Annotated in this window: 11 protein-coding genes; 4 read left to right on the forward strand and 7 right to left on the reverse strand. The window is 35.9% G+C overall.

Going from position 1 to position 18,661, the window contains the following annotated elements:
- Positions 1–1,038 (forward strand): nucleoid-associated protein, encoded by a 1,038-nt coding sequence (locus tag J2W48_RS09095; protein WP_310280503.1) that lies wholly within the window; start codon positions 1–3, stop codon positions 1,036–1,038.
- A 55-nt stretch (positions 1,039–1,093) separates the two neighbouring features.
- Here J2W48_RS09095 and J2W48_RS09100 read toward each other — a convergent pair whose 3' ends face one another.
- The 5 genes from J2W48_RS09100 to J2W48_RS09120 form a co-directional block, all read right to left on the reverse strand.
- Positions 1,094–2,668 carry a UvrD-helicase domain-containing protein gene (locus tag J2W48_RS09100; RefSeq protein ID WP_310280505.1) on the reverse strand — a complete coding sequence of 525 codons (1,575 nt, stop codon included), beginning with the start codon at positions 2,666–2,668 and terminating at the stop codon, positions 1,094–1,096.
- A gap of 4 nt (positions 2,669–2,672) precedes the next feature.
- Positions 2,673–4,547 (reverse strand): ATP-dependent nuclease, encoded by a 1,875-nt coding sequence (locus J2W48_RS09105; RefSeq protein WP_310280507.1) that lies wholly within the window; start codon positions 4,545–4,547, stop codon positions 2,673–2,675.
- A gap of 35 nt (positions 4,548–4,582) precedes the next feature.
- On the reverse strand, positions 4,583–5,767 hold the full coding sequence (locus tag J2W48_RS09110) for a Shedu immune nuclease family protein (RefSeq protein WP_310280509.1): 1,185 nt from the start codon (positions 5,765–5,767) through the stop codon (positions 4,583–4,585).
- A 40-nt stretch (positions 5,768–5,807) separates the two neighbouring features.
- Positions 5,808–7,481, reverse strand: a complete 1,674-nt coding sequence (locus tag J2W48_RS09115; RefSeq protein WP_310280511.1) for a hypothetical protein — start codon at positions 7,479–7,481, stop codon at positions 5,808–5,810.
- Between the two features lie 220 nt (positions 7,482–7,701).
- Positions 7,702–8,139: a transcriptional regulator gene (locus J2W48_RS09120; protein WP_310280513.1), complete on the reverse strand. Its 438-nt coding sequence runs from the start codon at positions 8,137–8,139 to the stop codon at positions 7,702–7,704.
- Positions 8,140–8,846: 707 nt separating this feature from the next.
- On the opposite strand from J2W48_RS09120, the gene J2W48_RS09125 reads away from it, so the two are divergent.
- From J2W48_RS09125 to J2W48_RS09135, 3 genes are all read left to right on the forward strand, one after another.
- On the forward strand, positions 8,847–11,876 hold the full coding sequence (locus J2W48_RS09125) for a SusC/RagA family TonB-linked outer membrane protein (RefSeq protein ID WP_310280515.1): 3,030 nt from the start codon (positions 8,847–8,849) through the stop codon (positions 11,874–11,876).
- 17 nt (positions 11,877–11,893) lie between these two features.
- Entirely contained in the window at positions 11,894–13,270 is a 1,377-nt protein-coding gene (locus J2W48_RS09130; RefSeq protein ID WP_310280517.1) for a RagB/SusD family nutrient uptake outer membrane protein, read from the forward strand.
- 927 nt (positions 13,271–14,197) lie between these two features.
- A complete protein-coding gene (locus tag J2W48_RS09135; RefSeq protein WP_310280519.1) occupies positions 14,198–15,826 on the forward strand; it encodes a S9 family peptidase in 1,629 nt (542 codons plus the stop codon).
- Between the two features lie 59 nt (positions 15,827–15,885).
- On the opposite strand, the gene J2W48_RS09140 is transcribed toward J2W48_RS09135, so the two are convergent.
- Complete coding sequence (locus tag J2W48_RS09140) at positions 15,886–16,146, reverse strand: hypothetical protein (protein ID WP_310280522.1); 261 nt, start codon at positions 16,144–16,146, stop codon at positions 15,886–15,888.
- 81 nt (positions 16,147–16,227) lie between these two features.
- Positions 16,228–17,718, reverse strand: a complete 1,491-nt coding sequence (locus J2W48_RS09145; protein WP_310280524.1) for a DoxX family protein — start codon at positions 17,716–17,718, stop codon at positions 16,228–16,230.
- Positions 17,719–18,661 lie beyond the last annotated feature (943 nt).

An 18,661-nucleotide genomic window follows, 5' to 3' on the forward strand; every position in this document is an offset into this window, starting at 1 on the left:
ATGAAAGACATGACTTTAGGACAAATGGATAAACTAATTATCCATTTTGTTGGAAATAAAAACAGTGGAGATGGCGTTCGCTTTTCTGATGATCTTACTAATTTTGAAGATATTGAGCAATATTTTAAAAAATTAGTAGAAACTAACTTCAAGTTAGAAGAATTATTTTCTTTTTATTCTTTACCAAAAATTGAATTGAATCCGGTGTATCAATTTATTAGTTCAATTTTTGAAGATAATGATTCATTTGTTGAACAGTCACATAATAGCGCTCGCTATTTATACGATAAAAGTATACATCCTCAGATTAAAGCTGGAGAATTATTAATGGTATATTTTAAAGATTGTAAGATTGGCGAAGAACAGGCTGATGCTATAGGTATATTTAAATCCGAAAATAAAGATACAGTTCTTAAAGTTTGTAGTTCTAATGACGGCTTTAATTTAAAAGATGAAAAAGGGATGAATGTTAATAAATTAGATAAGGGCTGTCTTATTTTTAATGTTCAGAAAGAGAATGGCTATCTAATTGCTGTAGTTGATAATACCAATCGTAGCACTGAAGCTCAATACTGGAAAGAACATTTTCTAAATGTACAACCTGTAAAAAATGGTTTTCATCAAACTCAGCAATTTTTGGGGATAGCGAAACAATTTGTTACTAAACAATTATTACAAGATTTCGATGTAACTAAAACAGATCAAATAGATTTTTTAAATCGTTCTGTAGATTATTTTAAGAATCATGAAAAGTTCGACAAACAAGAATTCGAAAAAAAAGTCTTTGAAGATGATAGTTTAATTGAATCTTTTCAAAATTTTGATAAAAATTTCAGAAAAGATAATGAAATAGCACCTTCTGAAAACTTTGAAATCTCAAATAAAGCAGTAAAGAAGCAAGCTCGGGTTTTTAAAAGTGTATTAAAATTAGATAAAAATTTTCATATCTACATTCATGGCGACAAAAAACTGATTGAAAGCGGAACAGATGAAGTCGGGAGAAAATTTTATAAAATATATTATGAAGAAGAAAGTTAGTAATCTGTTAAAGCATTATGAATCTTTGTATTGACCGTTTCGACGATTCACATTTTTAAGGTATAACTACACCTAAATTACTTAGTTTTGATATTGTTGTATCGGATATTTTTTCCAAACATGCTATACATAACAATCGCTCTGCTCGACTGAAAGCTACGTAGCCCAAACGAGGGTAGTCCGTTTTTTCATTATCTCGTTTGCTTTCTCTTATCGCATGGTCAGTTTCTATCCATAATAAAAGTTCTTCTTCGGTTTTAGAAATTGCAAGTACAGCTTCGGATTCCAAACCTTTTATCGTATGTATATTTGCAACCGTGACATAATTACCTACTTCTTTATTGTTGAAATCAAATTTTAAATTTTCGATTTTTACTGGCAATCCTTCCTTCATTTCCAATTTAAGAACATCTTTAACAAATAATCCAAAAGTATTTTCATTTGTTATAATTCCTGAATTTATTGCTTTAAATATTGCCACTGCATATTTCCGAAGGGTAAATATATTGGTTTCATATTTATCGCAGAACTGTGTCTGATTCAATTGTAAGGTTGAAAGTAATGTATCCTGAATAGCTTTTATAGGCAGTACTCCAGAATTCTTTTTAGGATCCATATATTGATTATTTAGAGCTGCTTTTACACGATTAATGACATCATTTCTTTTAGCCAAAATGCATCTGTTAGCCTTAGAAATAGAGATGCTTTCACACTTACTAGTGAAAGCCTCAATTATTGGCTTTACAGTTTCCCATTGTGAAATGAACAATACTTTTTCACCTGAATTTACTTCCTTTGTACCTGAAACTTTTGATACCGCTATTTGCTCAAATTTCTGATTCTTAAATACTCGTCCATTAAATTGATTTAAAAATTCAACTATTGTATTTGCTGACCTGTAATTCTTATTGTTGATTTTTACATTATAACTATTACTTCCAGAGGCTTTTAGAATAGGGATGTTTTTGAAATCCCTTATTGATGAATCAAAACTTTGAATGTACTGTTCAGGATCTCCGACACAATAGATTTTTGTCTTATTTGCTTTTCGAATATTATCTATTATACTGAAAACTTCATTGCCGGAGTCTTGGAATTCATCAACAAATAAGTACTGTATTCGATTACTTATTATTCTACTTATTGGTGTTTTTGACATACATTCTTTTGAAATGGATAATGTTTGGTCAAACGTAATATATCCAAGCTTATTAAGTTTTTTTTTGATATTTGACTTAATAATTGCGGCATCCTGATTAGTTTTGCTTCTCTTCTCTTTGTCTTTCATTTTTTCAACCTTTTGAAATACATCATTGATGCCACATTGCATAAACAGTTTTTCTTTACCTACATTTTCAACTCCATATGAGGAAAATGGAATTACAATGAATCTATTTAAGAAGGAATGCATGGTGCCAATAAATAAATTTTCGGGAATGATTATTCTTTTCGAAAGCCTATTGTATATGTTATTTGTAGCAGAATTGGTATAGGTTATGACTGCCAAATACCTGCAGGGTGATAAGTCCTGAAGTGCTTCAATGATGGATTCTACCATATTGAATGTTTTGCCGGCACCTGGACCAGCTATTATTAATTCCCCTAAAATCTTCTTTACTGCCATTATCATTTATTTATTTCAAGAAATTTATGCCATCTTTGATATATGTAGGTATAGCAAATTCCTCGTCTCCTTCACGTAGATTCAGCATAAGACTGTAGGCAAACTCAGATTTATAATGTTCTATGAGTGCGAAGTACTCTTCAACTGCTATAGGATTGCTGCCAATATTTATAAAATATGATTTACCACTATTAGGCCTAACTTCCTGAATCACTTTTAACAGAATGTCTCTTCCCGTGCCAATTGTATTAACAGAAATTAAATCTTTCTCAAAAGTTGATTCCGTAGTGATTCCTATATGTATTTCAGCAACACCAGTATATTTAGCTGCTAAATTATCAGCGCGATCTTTTGCTTTTGTATCTGAATCACGATCAGTCAGGACTAGGCACTTTTGAAAGAAGCCATTTTTAATAATTTCTAAAAAATAACTGAATGCCAAACCGTTTACACTAATTATGCAACAACTCGATTTTTCAGTAGAGTGTTTAACTATCTTTTCAAAAAATACAGGTATCAGTAGTTTTTCAGATATACCTTCCACTAAAATTACTTTTCTGGAATAAAAGAAATTTGTATTGACTGCATCCAAGTATTTATTTAAATATTTAATCTGCTTTTTACCCAATGCATCTGAACTAAACCCATCCAAAACATAATGTGATACTATCTGATTATCTTTTTTGTAGAGAACAGCAGTGTTCTCAAAGTCAATTTTAGTAGTTATATGTGTTGAATGAGAAGTTATAAGAAGTTGGATATCCTTTCTGTATTCCTTCTGATTTGCTGTTTTAATCAAGGATTCAATATTGTGAGCCAAATGGTCCTGAAGATTTGGATGTAGATGCGATTCAGGCTCCTCTAGTCCAACTACCCTAAAATAAGAACTTTGAGCCCTAGTGACATCTTCAATATATGATAAAACCAGAGATATAAATAAAAGATTGTTTCTACCAGTTCCATTTCGCTCTATTTTGATGGGGTTATCACCATAAATTAAACTGATTTTTTTGAGCAAATCTGAAACATCAGGAAGTGTAAAGATTAAATCAACAATATTTGTTGTATCGTCGGTTGCTAATGATATCTTATCCAATTGAACTGAAATTCCTTTCTTGATTTCCTGTAGTGCATCATTATTATTTATTGCCTGTTGTAAACCGACAAGTTGCCCTTTTAAGTCTTGATATTCTTTTTCTTCTTTTGAATTTAAAATCCTGAAAAGTAATTTATTATTATGGCTGGCTACCAATTCAGTACATGCATCCCTAAGAGCATCCAGAAGTTCAAACCGTAACTGATTTAGATGATAAGTATTCGCCTGAGTATTTTTACCTATGCCACCGTAAATGCTATAATGGTATTTTGAAATAGGAAAGTTGATTAAATCTAGTTTGACACTTTCGGGAAGTTTTTCATACTCGGATTCAGTAATTTCGTTTTTAAATTTTGCTATGAAATTTCGCTGTTGCTGTAGTTCATCTTGTTTGTTAAAATTAGTAACAGGTGCAAAAACATATGTTATTTTGGCTTCGCTGAACTCTGGATTGCTATACCAATCTGATATAACAGATTCTTGGTCGTCATCCCAATCTTTTAAAGTAGCTTCAATTATTATCTCAGGAAATTGAATAGCATCAATAGGAGTATTGAAGTCGAGTACTTGCCTTTTAAAATCTAAAAGGGTATCGTAATTAAAATCGGCTACTTCTAGAAATCGCTTTTTGAAGAACGATATATCTTGACCAAAAATCAATCCAATTGAATCCAATAAATTAGATTTACCAACATTATTTTCACCAATTATTAGTGTGAGCGGTTTTAGCTCGATTGTAAAATCCCTAAAACTTCTATAGTTTTTTATTCCAAGTTCTGATATATACATTTAAAATATGATTAGTAAAATGAGTTTGGTTATTGTTAAATTTTTTTGAGTTGACTAATAATCATTTTAAGCCTTCTGAGTAAATCATCGTAAGTAAATATATCAATTACATTCTTGTATTTCCTTTTAATAATTTCAAAATCATGGAGTTGGTTTTCATCCATTTTGTTATCGCGACCCATAATAATTATAGCGTTTGGATTAGTTATTTTGATTTCCAAATTATCGGGTAATTCATTTTTATATTTTTTAGTAAGTTTGTTTTCTATTTCTTTTCCAGATTTATTTAAGTAAAAGATATATTTTTCAATTTGCATTATCGTGCCGGACAAGTCCCTGTTAGGAATATGGTTATCTCTATACGTTACATCTGAAACAATACTTTTTTCGAATGGGATTTTTATTTCAACAATGTCCAGATTGCCCATAAAATCTATCAAACCATAATCTAACCTACGATTTTTATTACTGTAAATATCAAGAAAATGAACTTCTTTAAATACTGCAATATACTTTGGGAAAAGTAAAAGTATGATTTGTATAATTTCAGATTGCCATTGATTTTCAGTGTAGTTTATTTCATTATTTAGCATTGTCTCTAAACGTTCTACCAAGGTCTCGTACTTAATAATTTCGGATTCCTTAAAAGTCTTTCTAATTTTGCTTTCAATAAGTGGAATCTTTTTATTTAGATAATTATTGTATGCCAACTCCTTATCATAAACATCTTTAAAGTAGTTTTTTAAAATTGAAGTAACTTTTGCCTGACGATAAAGTTTTATTTCATGAGTTGTTGGAAAGATTTTTATTAAATTAATAAAGTCAGTATACGGCAAGTTTTTGATCTCTGCACCACCAATATATAAATCATCCTTTAATAATAAATCTATCTGGTATAATAATGATATTTTTGATTTGACTACGAAAACACTTTCAGTCATATTGAGATTTTGGTAAAAATAAAAATCATTTTTTACTCCAAAAACTGACTTATCAATCTTATAATATTTGCCAATCAGATTTCCTATCACAAACAAAAAGTCTGGCTCATCAAATTCGTCATCAATCTTCTTATGAAATTTTGATTTATCAAGATGAAAAACACCTGCCAAAGTGAATTTCTTATCGGTTTTTAATAACCTATCGAGCCAAGCTGTTGGCTGAAAATCTGAATGATATCTAAGAATTAATCGTTTCTTGTCTTTTTCTATATTTATCACAGTATGTGTATTAGATTAACTTTCCTAACCTAAATATATATTACTCCCTCATCTTTTCAATGTTGTCAAAATAAGGATGCTTAATTATATATGTTTTATTTTGGTCTTCAACGGTAAAATGAAAATCCATAAAGACTTGTTTATTATTCATGATTTTTGAGAAATCATGAATTGTGTAGCATTTAGATTTACTATTAAACATATATAATGTTGGCGCATTTATTATAAAAACCCCTTCGACTGAAAACTTAGACAAATCGATATTAGGTATTGGATTCTCTATTCTTAGTTTGAAATGATTTTCAATAATTTCAATGTTTTGGGTAGCCCAATTGACTTTTCTCTTTAATTGTTTTTCATATTTATCACGGAAATTCGCATAATCCCTTTTCCAATTATTATAATCAAATCTTGACCTGTTATGTTTGCATTCACAGACGTAGATTATCTTATTTTTTGAGTCTAGAAAAAGAATATCTATATCGCCAATATCGTTATTAATGTTTATAAATTGTTTTTTATGAGTTTGAAAACTCTTGATATCTACTTCATGGGGAAGCGAATTTTCAACTAGTTTTTTAATAATTGGGTCTTGTAATATTTTATCATGTGTATTGTCCACATTCTCAATAAATTTCTTTAGATCCTTATTTGCCTTCCATTCTTCAGGAAACAAACCAAATGGAAAGCAATTTGTTGATAGTTGGGAAAGACTCTCTTTCCATTTGTTGGGTCCAATAACGTGAAATGTTTTTTTATCGATATTGTATTCTAAAATTGGTCTGTACATATGCCTGTTTAAATCCTGATTATTATAAAAGCACTTCTCAATATCAAGGGCATTTTCCTTTGTTATCGTCAGCCCTTTATAAAAACTTTCTATAAACATGTGATTTACATTGCTATTCTCTTTAATATTTTCAATGATCGTCGGTAAAATTGTGACACCTAATTTATTTGCTGGTTTATTGATAATCTCTGCGATGAAATAGCATAAATGATCATATGTAATATTATATTTTTCTTCAACCAGTTCTTTAAAATCATCAATGCAATCCGACAGCGCTACGTTTGAATCGTGATTTGGCATCTCATTAAAAATATATGAAAATAAGAGTTCGAATGGTTGATGCGTTAAAAAAGTGAGTTCATTATCATTAATGCTAATACCAATAGCTTTTGGAAAAAGTTGGCTTCTCGCGGTATATTCGCTACTTATAAATGCCCATTCGCCAACATAAATCATTCTTTCCAATAGTTCGCAATACTCAAGCCAATTACTTTTCATTTCCTGGGAAAAATTGGGGCAGCCATTTAAATCATACTTAGTTGATTGCTCCAATATTATTTTTAGAATTCTTCTTGATGCCGCAAATTTCTCTTCATTGAATGGAAGTTTAAAACCTTCTAATTGCTTTATAAAAACATCTATTGAATCTTCGTGCAGATTGTGACAAAATAAGTAGAAGGAAAATCTTTTTTCATTTTCTATCAGCTCACTAAGTTTATTGCATAGAAAACTAAAGCAATCCTTTAAAATATCTTGTACCTTTTGAGGTTCTTTGATTTCTATTGTATCTTGAAAATACTTATCTTTTATATATTCTGTAAGTTCAGGCCAATAAATCTCTTTGTATTTATCATCTGAAATAAGAACCCTTTTTTTATCGATTATGTATCCTGGCATAAGTAAGATTTGTTCAATTTCTGTCAAATATATTAAACTTTAAGTAGTTGTGTACTAAAGGTAAAACTATAAAGATCAGTTAATTCGTCAGTTATAATTTGATTGTTACGTTTGGAGATTGAACAAGCAGACAAATATAATTTAAATCAGAACTCATTAATAATTTCCTAAAAGTTGAAAATGCCACAAAAAAAGATGCCCAGAGGACATCTTTAAAACTCATCTAACATTATGAGGCTATACGAAATTACTTTATAATAGTTAAGTATTCTAATTTATTAGATTTCCAAAGTATCACTTCCTTTTCACTCAATGGATTTATAGAAATTATCTGATAAGATTTCTTTGACATTTCGTTCACACTATTACTTCTTTGAGATTTTATGTTCTTGAACAATTTTATCCTCATTCGAACAATGTCATTCTTTATAATTTCTGAAGGAAATAGATCTGAATAAGATTTTAGATTAAACACATTAACTATTCTATTGACAAGGCGAATATTATACTTTGATCTTTCTTTGAGATTTTCAACTTTGCTTACAAATCCTTCTGATAAATCCAGTTTTTGAGACAAAGACACTTGTGAAATATAAGGTGTTGCATTAACTCTCATATCTCTTACTTTTTCAATTAAATAAAAATCTAACTGTGAAATTATTATTTCTATTACTTCCTCTTGCATGTTTTATAAAAGATGAAAGAACCGCCTTTTTTAAAAAATATACACATCCACCTGTAGATGTATATGTTTTTTTATTATATTTGGGAATAATTAAATGAATTACTTAATAATTGGTATTAAGTAATGATTGTGTAAATTTGCGATACTTCTTATAAAATATATGAAGCATTCGCTTGGAGTCTCGTTTCCGAAAACTGCTAATTTTTAATCACGCGAGATGACTAAGTGTAAATGCTCACGCCTCTATAAAAGGGCGTGGGCTCACTTATTCGTGTGAAAAGGTTCTTAGCAGTACCTCGGAAGCGGATATGTTGAGTACCCGCGCCTTTTTTTGTTTTTCTCAACTTTTCAAGCTACTTCAATATAATAAAAAGAATCGCATTGGTTTATTTAACCTTTAGCCATTTGCCTATGTACAACATATAATTTTCCATTGATGATGCCTGGCCCGTACTGGTATTCCCGCTGAGTTAGTCGGGGAAAGGGCCAGGTTTATACTATCAACTTCGCCATCTACAATTGCTTACAAGAGCGCAGATTTTAAACCCACACAACAGCTAATTAATTATTGTATTGAATAACCAAAACAAACTATGCCTATGATGAAATAATTAACAAGAAAAGCCTTCTATAACTCGTGGTCGATTACTAGTATAGAAGGCGAGAGAAAACAAAACTTTCGTTCAATTTTAATCCTTTTTAAATTTATGAAAAATCTTTCATTAAACAAGGGCAGACCTTACTGTCTTTGCATTTTTATTTTCGCAATACTGCTTTCCAGTCAGATATATGCCGCCAAACTAACGTTTGGAAACTATACGAAGCAGTCACAACAGCAAATTACAGGCACCGTCTCCGATGCCACTGGACCACTTTCAAGGGTAACGGTCATTGTTAAAGGAACTGCTACCTCGACCGTAACAGATGAAAAAGGCAATTTTTCAATTACGGCTAATTCTACCAACGTACTCGTGTTTTCATTTTTAGGCTATACCACGCAGGAAATCACCATTGGAAACCAAACTTCTATAAATGTTGTATTAACAGAAGATAGCACTCAGCTTAAGGAAGTGACTATTAATGCAGGGTATTATAAAGTAAAAGATAAAGAACGCACGGGCAGTATTGCTAAAATAACCTCAAAAGATATTGAAAATCAACCGGTAAGCAATCCGCTTGCAGCGATGCAGGGACGTATGTCGGGAGTAAACATTACACAAAGCACGGGGATTCCCGGTGGAGCTTTTGATATTCAGATTCGAGGGCGCAACAGCATACGTACCGAAGGGAATGCCCCGCTTTACATTATTGATGGTGTCCCATATTCTTCACAGTCGGTAATGACTACAGGTCTTTCTGGTGGAATCATGCCGGGAACAGCAAGTCCGCTCAATAGTATTAACCCATCTGATATAGAAAGCATCGAAGTATTAAAAGATGCTGATGCTACCGCCATTTATGGTTCGAGGGGCGCAAATGGTGTGGTGCTTATTACAACTAAGAAAGGAAAAGTCGGTGCAACAAGATTTACAGTGGGCAGCGCCACCACATTCGGAGTTGTCACAAAGAAAGTAAACCTAATGAATACGCAGCAATACATCGCCATGCGGGATGAAGCTTTTGCAAATGATGGCATAACTGAATATCCTGAGTGGGAATATGATGTAAATGGGACTTGGGATCGTAACCGCTATACCAATTGGCAGGATAAGCTGATTGGCGGTACTGCCCTGATAAACACATTGCAGGGCTCAATATCAGGCGGTTCGGCAAAAACGCAATTCCTTTTAAGTGGAACATTTCGTGATGAAACGACTGTCTTTCCGGGCAGCTCAAAGTATAAAAAGGGTTCCGTGCATAGCAGCATTACGCACCGTTCCGATAATGAAAAATTCAGCCTGATATTTTCAGCTGATTATGTTTCCGATAATAATGCACTGCCCGGTTTTGATCTGACTTCCGAGGCATACATGCTGCCACCCAATGCACCTGCCCTGTATGATGATCAAGGGAAATTAAACTGGGAAAATGGGACATTCAATAATCCATTGGGCTATCTAGAAGCCAAATTTTCTGCCAAAACACAGAACCTGATTTCAAATGCAATACTGTCTTATAAGTTTAATTCAGCTTGGGAGCTCCGAACAAGCGTTGGTTACAATGACAGCCGTATATCTGAAATTCGTACTGCACCATCAACAATGTACAATCCTTCCTATGGTCTTACAAGCGCTAATTCATCGTTAGCGGTAAGCACCGGTGCCCGCCGCTCCTGGATTGTCGAGCCGCAATTAAACTGGAACAGGAAATGGGATAATTTGAAATTAAGTGCGCTTATCGGTACGACGTTTCAGGAGCAAAATGCAGAACAGCTTTCACAATCGGGTTCTGGCTTCGTGAGTAACAGCCTGATCAATAATTTGGCGGCCGCTACCAACCGCGCCGTCCAAAGCCACATCTTGTCGGAGTACCGTTATAATGCATTTTTTGCGCGCCTCAATGCAGTCTGGGCAGACAAGTACATTATCAATGTTACGGGCAGGCGTGATGGTTCCAGCCGGTTCGGGCCGGGAAATCGCTTTGCAAATTTTGGGGCAATCGGCGGTGCATGGGTTTTCTCAAACGAGCAACTATTAAAGGATAAGTTTGCAGTTCTTAGTTTCGGAAAACTAAGGGCTAGTTACGGTATAACGGGCAACGACCAGATCGGCGATTACCAGTTCCTTGATACCTATTCCGTTTCGACAAATAATTATAACGGCATTATTGGAATGGTACCGACACGCCTTTATAATCCGCAGTTTGGCTGGGAATCTAACAGGAAATTTGAAGCTGCTATCGACCTTGGTTTTCTGCACGATAATCTGTTTTTCTCCGCGGCTTATTTTCAGAACCGCTCATCAAATCAGCTGGTCGGCGTTCCATTGCCGGGAACTACGGGATTCCCATCAATACTGGCAAATCTTGATGCAACGGTCGAAAACAATGGTATCGAGTTAGAACTGCGAACGGTCAACCTGAAAGCAAAGGATTTTAATTGGACAACAACAGTAAACCTTTCGGTTTCTAAAAATAAACTTGTTTCATTTCCCGGCCTTGAAGGCTCGACCTATGCAAATTCATTGGTAGTAGGCAAATCATTGGGCATTGCCAAAGTATACCATTATACGGGTATCGATCCCCAAACGGGTATTTACACTTTTGAGGATTACAATGACGATGGTATAATCAATGCAAGTGACCGCCAATATATTGCAGATACCGCTCCGGAATACTTCGGTGGATTGGGAAACAAACTCAATTACAAAAGTTGGGAACTAGATTTCCTGTTTCAATTTGTAAAACAGCAAGGCAGGAACTTCGCCTATACGGCACTGGCTTCAGGATTAATGGTAAATCAGGCTGCAGAAGTAGCTAGCCATTGGCCGCAGGATGGAACGAGTGCGTATAGCCAAATATATACGAGCGGGCTAAATGATGATGCAATTAATGCAGCCGATAGGTTTAGCAATAGCAGTGCATCCATAAGTGATGCATCATTCATAAGATTAAAGAGCATCAGTCTTTCCTGGCAGATTCCCGAAAACTGGAGCAAGGCATTTACCGGAAAATTATACCTGCAGGGCCAAAACCTGCTAACTTTTACGAATTACAAAGGTGCCGATCCCGAGAATCGTTCCGGATTATACCTGCCGCCGCTTCGTCAATTCACAATTGGATTTCAAATAGGTTTCTAATCTAAAAGCTATATACAATGAAAACATATAATTCTATAAAAATAGTATTGATTCTAACGCTGGCAAGTTGGTTTTCGGCCTGCGAAAGTTTTACCGAGGTAGATTTGCCTCAATCGCAGCTCACGGGTGAAGCAGTTTATAATGATGTTGCGACGGCAACGGCAGCATTGTCGGATATCTATGCACGAATGCGTGAAAGTGGTCTTGTTTCCGGAAACGGTCAGGGACTTTCTGCTTTAATGGCATCTTATTCAGACGAACTGGTTTTTTATAGCAGCAGTTCCGCCGCTGCACCTTACTATAACCATACGGTCAGTGCAACAAACTTGTCCGTTGCAAACTTTTGGAACACGGGCTATGGTCAGATATACGCAGCAAATGCACTGATTGAAGGGTTAGAAAACTCTGAAACAATAGAGACTGCCGACAAGGAAAAACTAAAAGGTGAAGCGTTGTTTATTCGTGCACTGCTGCATTTCCACTTAATGAATGTTTTCGGTAAAATCCCATACGTAACTACAACAGATTACCACATTAACGCAGTAGTTTCAAGGCAATCCATACCTGAGGTATATGAGGCAGTAATTGCCGATTTATTGCAGGCGAAAATGTTACTGCCCGATGCTTATGCTGTCTCTTTTCGGGTGAGGCCAAACAAAGCAGCTGCTTCGGCATTGCTTGCGCGTATATATCTGTACAACGAAAATTGGGATTTGGCTGCTGCTGAGGCCACCACAGTAATTGGTAATCCGCTATATGCAATAGTACAGGATCCGGCAACTGTCTTTTTAAAAGAAAGTAACGAAACGATTTGGTCGCTTCACGCAGGACTTGCAGGCGCTAACACGATTGATGCAAGAACATTTGTATTTACTGCTACGCCACCGCCTTTTTTCGCCCTCGAGAATACACTCGTAAACGCATACAGTACAGGAGATTTGCGTCGCGCAAACTGGATAGGAAGTGCCACAAACGGAACCAATACCTGGTACTATCCCTTCAAATATAAGCAAATAGTCAATACGGGTACGTCCATGGAATTTACTATAATGCTGCGATTGGCCGAACAATATTTGATACGGGCTGAAGCCCTGGCACACCTTGGTGATATAGATGGCGCGCGTACGGATTTGAATGTAATTCGCCATAGGGCTGGACTTTCCGACAATGTTTCGGCAAACCCTGCAGATTTACTGGAGGCAATTATGGCAGAAAGACGATTGGAACTTTTTACCGAACAAGGCCACCGCTGGTTTGACCTTGTACGAACAAATAAGGCGGCAACGGTCATTGGAGCAATCAAACCCTCATGGCAGGCTACACATCTTCTGTTTCCGTTACCAGAAACAGAAATCCTTTTGAACAGCAACCTATACCAAAACCCCGGCTACTAAAACATGTTAAGTAAAAATAGTTACATAGCGATTGTAGTAATGCTGTTTTCGTTCGGTGCAATCTACGGTCAGGTTTCCAAGAAAAAAATGCGCTGGTCTGATGCAGACAAATGGAATACATTGATAAGCGAGCAAATTTCTCCGGATGCCAAATGGATAAGCTATATTCTTGATTATGATACCGGTATTGACACGCTCTTTATACAAAATGTAAAGACAGGTAAAAAGATTGCATACCCAGATTTCATCGATGCCAGCTTTAGTGGGGATGGTAAATGGGTCAAGCTTTGCGCGCCTAAACGCGGCCTGCTTTTACACAACCTCAATACGGGTAGCACCAGATTACTCAATGATATTGGCAAGGCAGAATTTTTCAGTAAAGGAAAATTCTTGGTAGCATTGGAAAGCAATAATGAAAAGGGATTGCGAATCGTCAACCTTAATAATGGCAGTGAGCATTTTTACCCAGGAATACTGTCTTTTAGCATTCATGAGGCAACCGGTATTGTAGGTGTCTCTTCCGATAGTATATTGTTATTGCAACCACAGCATAGTGGAAAATTTGAGCCAATAGTCATTGCAAAAGGCTCTGACTTCACTAATGTCGTTTGGTCTGCAAATGGAAATACATTTGTTTTTATGGAGAAAAATGGAGGTGCTTACAATATTGGCTATTGCCAAAACGTCCAGACCGCGCCTTCTTTACAAATGTTAGATAGTAAAACATTTCAAGAATTAAAGGATCGGTACATTGATAGACCCCTTGGCTTTACACCTTTAGATATAAGCGCTGACGGGAATAGAATTATTTTTTACTGCGTAAAGGAAAAACCTCTGGATATTCCTGCAATACCCGAGGTGTGGGATTCTGAAACCGTGTGGGAATATCCGCGCCAAAAAATCTATGGAAACTATGAACATACGCCGATGGTAACGGTGTGGATACCAGAGCAGGATAAGGTTATGCAGATTACAACTCAAAAACTTCCTGTCGGAACTTTTACGCAGGATTACAGGTTTTTTGTGGGTTATCATCCGCAGGACTACGAACCCCAATACGATGTTTATGGCTACGCCGATTTTTATATTACAAATGTTGAAACGGGCGCAACAACATTGATAGTCACAAAACAAAACCGCAAGTTATTGACCATGGGAACATCTCCGGACGGTCGATACATCAGCTACTTTGATCTCAAGAATTGGTGGGTATATGATACAAGAACAATGAAACACACCTGCCTGACGGGTACCATGACTACACCCCTGACAGATGTTGAAAATGACCGGACATCGCCATCGCATCCCTACGGAAGTCCTGATTGGACTTCCGATGGCAGGGTCATTATTTATGACCGCTATGATATCTGGCTGATGTCACCTGATGGCAAAAACAGGCAACGAATCACCGATGGTTTTAAACGAGGTACTACCTATCGGCTAGCTGCTGTCAACAAACTGGAATCGAAAGTAAACAGTTTCAATTTTGTAAGCGCCTGCTACGACACTAACAATGGGCTGGTTCTGGAATCACAAGGAGACGATAAAGTAACGGGATATTATTATTTGAATAAAAGCAAACTTCAAAAGTTATTTGACACAGCTGCAAAAAATTCCCGTTTAAAAAAGGCACATAATAGGAATGCCTATATTTTTATAAACGAAACTGCTGTAACCGCTCCAAAGCTAATGTTTCTCGCAAAGGGAAAATCGGAAGTTTTGGTACGAAGCAATGCGCATGAAGATAATTTCGAAAATGCAACCGTCCAGCTTATTTCATATACGGATGCGCGCGGGAATAAATTGCAGGGAAAATTATATTACCCAACTGATTTTAGACTCGGAAAGGCATACCCGTTGATTGTTTCTATATACGAAAAGCAGTCTTACTTATTCCATTCTTATGCTAAGCCTACCCAATACGATACATTAGGGTTTAGTCCGCTAAATTATGCTTCTGAGGGGTACTTGGTACTGTACCCGGATATTATCTACGAAATTGGCGAGCCGGGCAGATCGGCAGTTGATTGTGTGGAAAATGCGGTAAAGGCAGTTATGAAACTTGGGATTGTAGAGGAAAATCATATAGGATTGATCGGACATTCCTTTGGCGGCTACGAAACTTCGTTTATAGTGACACAGTCAAAGCTGTTTGCTGCAGCGGTCGCAGGAGCCGGTGTAACGGATATGATAAGTGGCACACTGGATATTCGCAGCAGACAGGTGCAAAATTCTAGATATGAGAATGGACAGTATAGAATGGGCAGATCATTATATGTGGACTTTGACGGTTATATCGAAAATTCTCCCGTAGGACAGGCAGCAAATATCACCACACCATTGTTGAGTTGGCATGGTAAACAAGATTCCTCTGTTAAGTGGGAGCAAAGTCTGGAGTTACATGTCGCATTACGCAGATTAGGTAAAAAGCATACAATGCTTATTTATCCGGGAGAAGGCCATGCTTTGGCAGCACCCGAAGCTTGTAAAGATCTCTGTGATAGGGTTCGCGATTGGTTTGACTACTACCTCAAAGGAATTGGTACTATGCCATAAGGAAATTAAAACAATGCCGGAACATCTGTCCCGGCATTGAACTTTAAGGGTTAAACAAACTACTGCGGTAATTTGTGCAATGGTTGTGCACAGCCGCTGCCGTCCCACTCATAGAGAGTGGTAGTACCGCTTTTACATAATGGGCCTACATCTTCAGTTTGACACTGGATGTTGGTGTCAGCACAGCTAACTGGCATTCTACCAAAAACAATTGCTAATGAAGCATCTTTTGCGGGTGCCTGGCTAAAGGCGAATGCACCGAATGCTGCGATTAGAATAGCTGCAATTTGCAGCCCCGGTTTGAAAAATCTATTTTTCATGGTTTCTAATATTAAATTACGGTTTACTCTGTTACAGGTTTTCAACCTTCCCCTGCTGCTGATCAGTAGTTCTTTATATTATTAGTAGCGAAGCTTATATATAACGATATCTTCACCAAAAAAGGCAACCAGTAGTCCACTGTTGATCCTGAACTGTCGTACCTTTTTAGCTCCTTTATTATAGATGTAAAAACTGGAAATGTATGTTGCGGTTTCAATATCATAGACGTCAATAATAGACGCTTTTTTCCACATGGAGCTACGCTCAAACTTTCCCATCAGGCCTGCATTTATATAGAGGTACTTGCCATCGGTCGCTGCATCTTTATTTACAATAAGGGGCGGGCCCGATAGCTGGCTCTGTTTTTCTTTGGAATGAAAGGCAACCTTAATTTTTGCAATCGTATTGGTGTCTATTGTTTTTCCGCGGTACTTCAAATTGAGGTCTTTATCGGCAACCACGTATTGGTTCCTGTAATAGTAAGGATAGATCAGCTTTTGCTTTTTTGCGTTATAGAGCAGCATTCCGTCCGTATCAAATACCCCATCAATCTGTTTCTGCAGTAATTTGTCAGACAGTTGCAGGGTTGAACCCTGATGGGCAGATACAATACCCAAAACATTTTCTTTTGACTTGGTATCAATACCCCTAAAGGCAACGGTTGTAGAATCAATAGGCTCAAAATTAGTAAAGAATGCCTTTTTATTAGGCCATAACTGCGCTTTCCAGTTCGATGTTTTGCCACTAAAAAGACAGGGAACTGAACCATCGAAAACATAGAAATATGGAGGACGAACGGCAACTTTAATGGATTTGAAATTTAATTGGGTATCGGAAAGCGAAATCATATAACGTTCCTGCTTGTGCAACAGGGTATCTAGAATAGTCACTGTAAGAGGAGCCGTAATATTACCAAGATAGATTTTACCATCACCAAATCCGGCGAGATAATAACTGTTGAAATCCAGTTTCTTTTCAAAAATAGGGCTGGCCAATCCGGGAGGAAAACGACGGATGAAATTATTTCGATGGTGAATTATATCTTCTGATAACATAAACAATAGAGCAACAACACTAATACTAAAAACAGTAGTTATGGAAAAGGCACTGGCCAGTGCAGCAGGTTTTGAAATAAAGTGTGCCTTTGGCACACCCCGGCGCAGTATCAGGATACCTGCTGCGGCCAGCATCATGAAAACACAATTAAAAATGAAATGTTCCTTCCATCCCATTTTCTCCAAAATTCCTCCACAGGAGCAAGGGACAAATGGGCTGTAATTTAAAATTATGAAAATGTATGCTGTAAACATTCCCATCAGGCACAACGCTCCAAAAAGCCCCATAATTCTCCATCTTTTTGAAACGATAAGCAATACAATGAATAATTCAAGCATCGGCACCATCCATGCAATGTATCCGGCAAATGGACTTAATAAAGGTGACTGTCCCAATTGCACGCTGAAGTTCTCAAAGTCGAGCAGTTTGCTTAAAGCCGCGTAAACAAAAAGCAGGATATAAAGCAGGCAGATTATGTCGGCGATAGTGTTCTTAAAAGATATTGATGTTTTCATGTCATTGCTTTTAATGTTTACAATGTTTTGTAATCTTACTTGAGGCCTATCAAAATAACCTAGTAGATGTGTTTCTTTTATAACATCCACTTTATAAGTGTTTTATAAATCTAAATTAGAACAAAGCTGTCAAAGGATTGATGTAAAAAACGATCCGAAATTTGTAAAAAACGATCCATTTTTCACTTATAACGTTGTCTAAATTTTATTATAATGCAATTGAGAATCTGTAATATAAAGTTCTGTAAAATAAATAATTAACTCTTGTCAGATCAGGATAATCATATGCCAAAAGCGGATTAAAAATGCCATCAGTGACTATAGCTGAATAACAAACTTTCAAAATCGAATGTTTTGCTTATGGATGTATATACAAATAGCAGAATATAAATCCGGGCAAATCTGTGAATCATAATTAACATGACGTGCGGGCATAGCAATTCACCCTAGCTTGCACTGCTAAAAATTAGCTAATAACCACATCTTTAGTGTCTTGTAAAAGCTAAATTAAAACAATATTGTGGAAGGATTGTTAACAAAAGCGAGCCAAAATTTGCAAAAAACGATCCATTTTACTGGCCTACTAAAAAAGCTAAAACACACAAAAAGGCTAGCAAATACAGGTCTTATAGACAAAAAGCAATAGTTTTTTCCTTTGATACCTAAAAAAACCTTAGAATTATGGAGTATAAAAAACGTCGTAAACCTGAAAGGATGTTTAAAATGATATCGATACTAAAAAATCAGTGAACTTATAAAGAGGAAAGCTAACACTGAAAACATTCGATACAACTAATTAAAAAAACGACTTTGGAGTTTTTTTTACAGCCCCTGCAAGGGCAAGTGGTTTTGAGCTGCGGAAAGTATTTCGAGCAGCTCAGAACACAACTTGCTGGTTTCCTGCGAAACCATTTTTAGAGATAGATTTAATGAAAGGGCTTGA

The organism is Flavobacterium piscis (genome assembly GCF_031457575.1).
Classification (GTDB): Bacteria; Bacteroidota; Bacteroidia; order Flavobacteriales; family Flavobacteriaceae; genus Flavobacterium; species Flavobacterium piscis_A.